Raw genomic sequence first — 7,756 nt, forward strand, 5'->3', positions numbered from 1 at the left:
TTTATCTCGTTGGTTCCTGCAGGGTATCAATAAAATCTGAGCTGGCCACTTCCATCCGGTTTACCGTTTTATCTACCTGGGCATTCAGGAAACTATGCCCTACATAGGAAAGCAAACCAATGATCAACCCGGTTGCCGAAGTAATCATCTTAACATAAATACCACTGGCAATAGTGCTGAGGGTGTATTCACCGGTAGAAGAAATACCATAGAATAACTGAACCATCCCCACGATGGTGCCAAGAAAACCGAACATCGGCGCTATACCAGAAACCAGTGATAATACCGACAGGTTTTTTTCAAGCTTATACATTTCCAACCGGCCTACATTTTCCATACTTTTTTCAATAGCATCGATTGGTTTGCCAATCCGTTGCAAGCCTTTATCAATTATTCTTGCCACCGGGTTATTGGTGTTTTTTGCCAACGACCTGGCCGCAGCCACATTACCACTTAAAATATGATCCTTGATGATACTCATAAAGTTCTCATCAATTTTACTGGCTTTTTTAATGGCCAGGTAACGTTCAAAAAAGAAATACACCGCAATAACCAGCAACAAAAACAGGGGAATCATCAATGGACCACCCTGAAAAAGCAGGTTGATCATACTGAGATCTTTTGCTTCATTGGTAGTTGCCTGGGCACCATTCGCCAATTGTCTGGCGGTATCTGCAATCTGAAGGAGGAACAAGTTCATCGGGTTGTTTTATACAATTTGTCGGGTGTGAAAATAAGGCTATTATTTGCTAATGAATTCTAAAGATTCTGCAGCAGCAGGAATCAGGCACCTACCTGTTTAACCATCATGGCCTGAATCTGCTTCATCGTTTTCTCCATGCCTTCTGCACTGCCATCCAGGAAAATAACATTTCCTTTACCATATTCAGCAAAGTTTTTTACGGCTTCCGTCCACATACTGAAAAGTATAACATTGGTGTCCAGGTTGGCCTGCCGCATACGATCTGCAGCTTCGCTCATTCCTTTGGCCACTTCTTCCCGGAAAAGTGCAACCCCCTGTCCTCTCAAACGGGCTGCTTCCCGCTCGGCCTCTGCTGCAATTTTGATAGCATTCCCTTCCGCTTCGGCGCCCTTGGTTTTGGTAATCAGCAATGCTTGTCCCTCGTTTTCTGCGGCAGCCTTCAGGTTATGCGAAGCTACCACCCGGCTCATAGAGTCCATAATAACCTGGTCGAAGGTAATATCATTAATCTGCAGATCTAATAAATGATAACCCCATTCTTCCAGCAACTGGTCTATCTGATCCTTTACATATTCTACAATCTCTTTCCGTAATCCCAGAATTTCTGCCTGCCGCTTAGTAGCCACAAAGGATCGTATGGTTCCTTCAATCGTACGGCTTAATGCCTGCATCAGATCTCGCTCGCTGATGAATTTAAACGCCACTTTTTTAATGGTTTCTTCCTGTTCATTCTGAACAGCGTACAACAGCATGCTTTTAAAATACACATTGGCCTGGTCTGCCGTTACTGCCTGAAATTCCAATTCTACCGAACGGTTCTGAATGGAAACCCTTTTCGATATCTGCTCCAGGAAAGGAATAATAAAATTCAGACCGGGGTGCAGAATACGACGGTACTTTCCAAACATCGTTACTACACCAATACTTCCCTGGTTGATTGTTTTAAGGCCGGCCAAGGCAGCCAGTACCAGGAAAATTATCCACCAGCTCGATAAAAGAACATCAAACATACATTTAGATTTGGGGTTAATATACTATTATTCTCAGGAGTTTCTTTCCCAAAGCTGCACCAATTCCAGCAATACCCGAACTGATTTTTCCATATCCTGAACACTTACATATTCCTGCTTACTGTGCAAAGACATTTCACCGGTAAAGAGATTCGGGCAAGGCAGGCCCATAAAGGATAACCGGGCGCCGTCTGTTCCTCCCCGAATAGGAAAGTTCCGGGGCCTAATGCCAGACCGCTTCATAGCTTCTTCCGCCAGCGCTACTACGTTCGGAAACGCCTTCAGTACTTCCTTCATATTTCGGTATTGCTCTTTCACCTCATAACTGGTGCGGGCACCCGGATATTTTAATACCACTTCGTCTGCCAGGTGTTGTAGCAGGTATTCATGCTCACCAAGCTGTTGGGTATCAAAATCACGGATGATAAAATCTACCTGTGCCAGTTCAGCCCCTCCCGCCATCCGAACCGGATGAACAAAGCCTTCCCTGCCTTCCGTTACTTCGGGAGCTAATTTTTCCTTTGGCAGGGCAGCCAGGAATTCTCCGGCCAGCTTTAGGGCATTGATCATTTTACCTTTGGCGGATCCGGGATGTGCGGCAATTCCATGGAAATAAACCGTCATAGCATCAGCCGAAAAATTTTCATCTTCCAGGCTGCCCAGTTCACCGGCATCTAGGGTATAAGCAACCGATGCGCCCAGTTTTTTAAGATCCACTTTGTCCACGCCTCTTCCTATTTCCTCGTCGGGTGTAAAAAGGATTTTTATTTCGCCGTGCTGCAAACCCGGTTTTGCAGCCAGGTACGCTGCCATATCCATTATAATAGCAAGCCCGGCTTTATCATCTGCACCGAGCAAGGTGGTACCGGATGCCGTAATAATATCGTCCCCGATCTTTTCCGCGAGGTATGGATGGTCTTCCACCCTTATTACCTGTGTCGGATCATCGGGCAATACCAGAGGAGCTCCGGAATAATTGGTATGCAGAATAGGCCGCACCCCGGCACCACTGCAGTCAGGAGCCGTATCTACATGCGAACAAAAACAAATCACCGGCACCTTTTTAGCACTAGTGGCCGGAATGGTTGCATATACATATCCGAATTCATCCAGGTGCGCATCGGCAATTCCCATAGCCTGTAACTCCTCTACCAACAAACGAGACAGGTTCTTTTGTTTTTCCGTACTGGGCTGGGTTTCACTGTATGGATCACTTTGCGTATCAATCTGCACATAGCGCATTAGACGCTCCTTTACAGTAAACCGATCTATTTCGGGCATGTTTGGTTAATTTTCGGCCAAATTAATATATTGATGGCAAAGCAGGTTATTGATAAACCCTGGAATTTACCGGGATATGTTCGGGTAATCGTTTATACACTCCTGTTTCTGGGTGTGCTTATAGGCGGGGGAACAATTGGCGCACTGCTGGGATTTGATGTTTATCTTACCACTACCCTAATGGCGGTCCTTACCGGCCTCCTCACTTATTTTCTCCGCATTTACCTCGACCGCGAAAGCTGGGTTTCCCTGGGATGGGAATGGAAAGGCTTTCAGAAAGACTGCATCGTGGGTTTACTGGTGGCCCTTGCCATATTAGGCAGTGGCAGTTGCATTTTATTGTTGATGAATGCCATAGAATGGGCAGAAGTACAATGGAATGGACAGGCTTTCTGGCTTTCACTTGGTTTAATGCTGCTGGTGGCATTTTATGAAGAACTGGCTTTCCGGGGTTATATATTGAATAACCTGATGAAATCCCTGCACCCATTTACGGCCCTGCTCCTATCCGCTATGATTTTTGCGCTCTTTCACGGAACGAATCCAAATGCCTCCGTTTTATCCATCCTGAATGTTTTTCTGGCGGGATTATTATTAGGAATAAACTTCATTTTTACCCGTAATCTCTGGTTTGGAATCGGGCTGCACTTTAGCTGGAATTTTATACAGGGACCTGTACTCGGCTATGAGGTCAGCGGCCTTTCACTTCCTTCTATACTGGTTCAGCAGCAAACCGGCGCTGATATACTTACTGGTGGCAATTTTGGCTTTGAAGGCTCTATTATCAACACGGCCCTGATGTTGTTGACCATACTTGTTTTATTGGCTGTTTACACGAAACAATTCCAAAAAAAATGGCTGCTTTAGAGCAGCCATTTTTCAATCTTATACAAACCTGTTAAGGCATAATTATGCGGGATGGGGCACCGATAATTTCTACCAGTTCAATATCAAAAACCAGGTCTTCGCCGGCCAGTGGATGATTGGCATCCAGCAAAATGGCCGCATCCTGAATTTCGGTAATAACAACCGGAACCACCTGGCCCTGGCTATTATTCAGGTTGAGGCGCATACCTACTTCCATCGGCATATCTGCAGGCACCTGTTCTTTGGGAAACTCGATAATCATATCGGGATTTTTCGGACCATAGGCGTCATCAACAGGAATATGAACGGTTTTCTTATCCCCTACCAGCATACCCATCACACCGTTGTCGAAACCGGCGATTACCATTCCACTGCCTACCTGAAACTCCAATGGATCTCTTCCCTCTGAACTGTCAAAGGTAGTTCCATCAGTTAGGCGACCATGGTAATGTACTTTAACGGTATCGCCAGATTGTACTTGTTGCATAAAAAATATTTAAATTGATCAATTCAGCACACAAGGTAAGGGAAAAGCGGGATAGCTCCTGCTACCAAACCGTTATATTTGTCCCCTTCCATTACCCCCTTATTAACTGATCATCCATGGATTTTCGTTCGCTCCGCATCGTTTTTATGGGAACCCCTGATTTTGCCGTTGCATCCCTGGATGCCCTGGTAAAAGCCGGTTGTACCATAGTTGGTGTTGTTACAGCCCCCGACCGGCCAGCTGGCAGGGGTATGCAATTACAGGAAAGTGCAGTAAAAACCTATGCCCGCGCGCACCAGTTGCCGGTACTGCAGCCGGAGAAGCTGCGCGATCCGCATTTCCTGGAAAAACTGGATGCGCTCAACCCCGATCTGCAGGTGGTGGTTGCTTTTCGTATGTTACCCGAGTTGGTATGGAATCGCCCCCCAATGGGCACCATAAATGTGCATGGCTCCTTACTACCCAACTACCGGGGAGCCGCTCCCATTAACTGGGCAGTAATCAATGGGGAAAAAGAAACCGGTGTAACCACGTTTAAACTGCAACATGCCATTGATACCGGCAATATTTTATTACAGGAAAAAATGCCTATTGGTGAAGAAGAGGATGCCGGGTCGGTGCATGACCGGATGAAAATATTGGGTGCAGCTACCCTGGTAAAAACCATTCAAGCACTGGCTGCCGGCACCCTGCAGGAAATTCCCCAGGAAACCCTGCAGGAAAACAAGCCCCCGCTGCACCATGCACCCAAGATATTTACCGAAACCTGCCATATTAACTGGTTTCAGCCTATAGACACCATATATAACCTGATCCGCGGACTTGCCCCATACCCCGGCGCATTCACCCTACTGGAAGGTAAAACCCTTAAAATTTTTGCTTCGCGCAAAGAACGGGTAAACCCTGGCTCCGCGCCTGGCCAGTTTGAAACAGATCAGCAAAGTTTTCTGAAATTTGCAGCACCGGATGGATATATTTTCCTGGAGGAAATTCAATTACAAGGCAAGAAAAAAATGAAGATCGCCGATTTTTTACGCGGCTATCGTTTTACGACTCAATCAACCCGCCAATGATAACTTATAATACTAAAGACTGGCTATCGGTTCTTTTCAAACTCCACAAAGCAGATACAGTACGCCAGCTTTTTCCATTGGTACTACTGATCTGCTTGTACTCCTGGGGAGTGGCTTACCTGGAAGTAGAAGTGCTGAAACTATCGGACAACAGTCACCTCAAGTCCGTTTCACTGATGCATAGTTTACTTGGATTTGCCATTTCTATGCTCCTGGTTTTCCGGACAAATACCGCCTATGACCGCTGGTGGGAAGGACGGAAACTCTGGGGTGCCCTTACCAATAATACCAGAAACCTGGCGTTAAAACTGGACAGCATGCTGCCCCCGGAGGACCAGGCTAACCGTAACTTTTTCCGCAAGTCTATACCCTTGTATGCAAGCATGTTAAGAGATCACCTGCGTTCTGAAAAAACCAGGCTTGCCCTGGATGAAATCGATCATCCGGAATTAGAAGTAGATCAAACCCGCCACCTTCCCAACCAGGTAGCCTCCCTGCTGATGAAACGTATTCAGGAATTGTATCGGAAAGGAGTAATCAGCGGAGATCAGCTTATTATTCTCAATGCCGAGCTACAATCCTTCACCGATATTTGCGGAGCCTGCGAACGTATTAAAAACACCCCCATTCCTTATTCCTATAGTGTGTTTATTAAAAAATTCATCTTCATTTATGTAATTACCCTGCCGATCGGGTTCGTTTTCAATATGGGTTACCTGGTAATTCCGGTAGTGGCTTTTGTATTTTATGTGTTGGCCAGCCTGGAACTGATCGCAGAGGAAATTGAAGATCCCTTTGGTGGTGATGCCAACGATGTACCCACTGAAAAAATAACCGAAAATATCCGTAAACACATTACTGAATTACTTTGAATTACCGTATGATAAACCGCTTTAATTCTCTTGGTATTGGTTGTATGATCTTGATTGCCTCAGCCTGTGGCACGGCTAAGAAAACCACCAGCCCGGTTTCGCAACCTATTGTAAAAACCCTGGCGCCACTTACAGAATCGGTTATTCATATACCGGTTAAAGTAGTTATTAAGCCCTTTCTTCAACAGGCAGAACAACTGGCACCCAAAGAAATTACCTCCGAGGGCTGGCCGGCCTATATGCCAAGCGGCTGTGATTTTCGGTATAAATACCGTTTTTTAAGAGCTGGTTTTCAATTCAGTTGTCTCAACAACCGGGTTACCATGAATATGAACGGGAAATATCAAATAGCAGGCAGTAAAACGGTTTGCGTATTGGGTCAGTCTGTTTCACCCTGGATCAATGGCAGTTGTGGTTTTGGCGATGAACCGATGAGAAGAGTGGCGATTCAACTGGTATCAGATTTAAAATTTACTGCTGACTATCGCTTACAAACCAGTACCCGTGTTGAAAAAGTACAGGCAGTAGATAAATGTGTTGTTACCGTTTTTAACAATGATGTTACCCAGCAGGTAATGGACAGCATTGCAGCCTCTGTCAATTTTTATGGGAAAGAAATCGACAATAACCTGCGAAATCTTCGCTTTGATGAAGTACTGAACCCACTTGCCGAAAAAGCCGGTAAAAAAATTCCGTTGAGCACGTATGGTTATATGAAATTAAATGCCAATTCCGTAAAACTGGGGGCTATTAACCTTACCGGTGATACCCTACGTTTTACAGCCGGCATTTCCTGTTTCCCGGAAATCAGTTCTGACAGTGTCAACACTTCGGTTACCCGGCATTTACCCCCGCTTACCGGTGTTGTTAATGGCGATGGGTTTACACTTACCACCAATGCCGTGTACGATTATCTTACCATCGACACGTTATTAACCAGGACCCTGAGAAACCGTTCCTTTGATGTAAAAGGAGAAAAAATAATGATCTCTTCGGTAGAGGTAAGCGGACTGGACCAGTATAAAGTACGGTTTAAGATCAGTTTTACCGGCACTAAAAAAGGCACGTTGTTTTTAACCGGCACCCCCGAACTGAACCTTCACAGCCAGCAACTGGAAGTTCCTGACCTGGAATACGACCTCAATTCATCCAGCCTTGTTTTGGCTGTTGGTAAAACCTTCTTTAACCGGCAAATACTCGAAAACCTGCGTCAACAGGCAAAAATAAATGTACGCGATTTGTACCTGAAAATAAAGCCAAAATTGATGCACAGTTTAACCGTACCATCATGGAAGGCATCTTTATGAAAGGGCATACAGAAGACCTACGTTTAACCGGTCTGGTCATTAACAAAGACAATGTGCAGGTGCAGGCGCAGGTAAAAGGAATTGCAAACCTCGTCATCACCCAACTACCCCAGCAATAATCAAACTGTTTCAAACCAAAGCGGACTGGGATCATTC

Annotated in this window: 7 protein-coding genes and 1 pseudogene; 4 read left to right on the plus strand and 4 right to left on the minus strand. The window is 45.4% G+C overall.

Translation table 11 applies throughout. From position 1 onward, the window contains the following. Position 1: 1 nt before the first annotated feature. The 3 genes from A1D16_RS10125 to pepT form a co-directional block, all read right to left on the minus strand. Complete coding sequence (locus tag A1D16_RS10125) at positions 2-700, minus strand: MotA/TolQ/ExbB proton channel family protein (RefSeq protein ID WP_290709246.1); 699 nt, start codon at positions 698-700, stop codon at positions 2-4. Positions 701-783: 83 nt separating this feature from the next. Beyond that, on the minus strand, positions 784-1,713 hold the full coding sequence (locus A1D16_RS10130; RefSeq protein ID WP_290709247.1) for an SPFH domain-containing protein: 930 nt from the start codon (positions 1,711-1,713) through the stop codon (positions 784-786). 33 nt (positions 1,714-1,746) lie between these two features. Continuing rightward, the gene (gene pepT, locus A1D16_RS10135; protein ID WP_290709248.1) at positions 1,747-2,994 is read right to left on the minus strand and encodes a peptidase T; all 1,248 of its coding nucleotides are present in this window, start codon (positions 2,992-2,994) and stop codon (positions 1,747-1,749) included. 33 nt (positions 2,995-3,027) lie between these two features. Between pepT and A1D16_RS10140 the strand changes: the two genes are divergently transcribed. After that, positions 3,028-3,861, plus strand: a complete 834-nt coding sequence (locus A1D16_RS10140) for a type II CAAX endopeptidase family protein (protein WP_290709249.1) — start codon at positions 3,028-3,030, stop codon at positions 3,859-3,861. Between the two features lie 31 nt (positions 3,862-3,892). On the opposite strand, the gene A1D16_RS10145 is transcribed toward A1D16_RS10140, so the two are convergent. Continuing rightward, entirely contained in the window at positions 3,893-4,348 is a 456-nt protein-coding gene (locus tag A1D16_RS10145; protein ID WP_290709250.1) for a peptidylprolyl isomerase, read from the minus strand. 116 nt (positions 4,349-4,464) lie between these two features. Here A1D16_RS10145 and fmt point away from each other — a divergent pair, with 116 nt between their 5' ends. The 3 genes and pseudogenes from fmt (at position 4,465) to A1D16_RS10160 (ending at position 7,719) form a co-directional block, all read left to right on the plus strand. Beyond that, positions 4,465-5,421: a methionyl-tRNA formyltransferase gene (fmt, locus tag A1D16_RS10150; RefSeq protein WP_290709251.1), complete on the plus strand. Its 957-nt coding sequence runs from the start codon at positions 4,465-4,467 to the stop codon at positions 5,419-5,421. Continuing rightward, entirely contained in the window at positions 5,418-6,293 is an 876-nt protein-coding gene (locus A1D16_RS10155; RefSeq protein ID WP_290709252.1) for a bestrophin family protein, read from the plus strand. Before fmt ends, A1D16_RS10155 begins: the two co-directional genes overlap by 4 nt. A gap of 44 nt (positions 6,294-6,337) precedes the next feature. Then, positions 6,338-7,719 (plus strand): annotated as a pseudogene (locus tag A1D16_RS10160) (DUF4403 family protein). Positions 7,720-7,756 lie beyond the last annotated feature (37 nt).

This window comes from Flavihumibacter sp. CACIAM 22H1, from assembly GCF_001601815.1.
Lineage (GTDB): Bacteria > Bacteroidota > Bacteroidia > Chitinophagales > Chitinophagaceae > Flavihumibacter.

Bases quoted from the DNA above. Each gene is read 5' to 3' on its own strand.
- A1D16_RS10125 (WP_290709246.1), bottom strand. From the start codon at position 700: ATGAACTTGTTCCTCCTTCAGATTGCAGATACCGCCAGACAATTGGCG.
- A1D16_RS10130 (WP_290709247.1), bottom strand. From the start codon at position 1,713: ATGTTTGATGTTCTTTTATCGAGCTGGTGGATAATTTTCCTGGTACTG.
- pepT (WP_290709248.1), bottom strand. From the start codon at position 2,994: ATGCCCGAAATAGATCGGTTTACTGTAAAGGAGCGTCTAATGCGCTAT.
- A1D16_RS10140 (WP_290709249.1), top strand. From the start codon at position 3,028: ATGGCAAAGCAGGTTATTGATAAACCCTGGAATTTACCGGGATATGTT.
- A1D16_RS10145 (WP_290709250.1), bottom strand. From the start codon at position 4,348: ATGCAACAAGTACAATCTGGCGATACCGTTAAAGTACATTACCATGGT.
- fmt (WP_290709251.1), top strand. From the start codon at position 4,465: ATGGATTTTCGTTCGCTCCGCATCGTTTTTATGGGAACCCCTGATTTT.
- A1D16_RS10155 (WP_290709252.1), top strand. From the start codon at position 5,418: ATGATAACTTATAATACTAAAGACTGGCTATCGGTTCTTTTCAAACTC.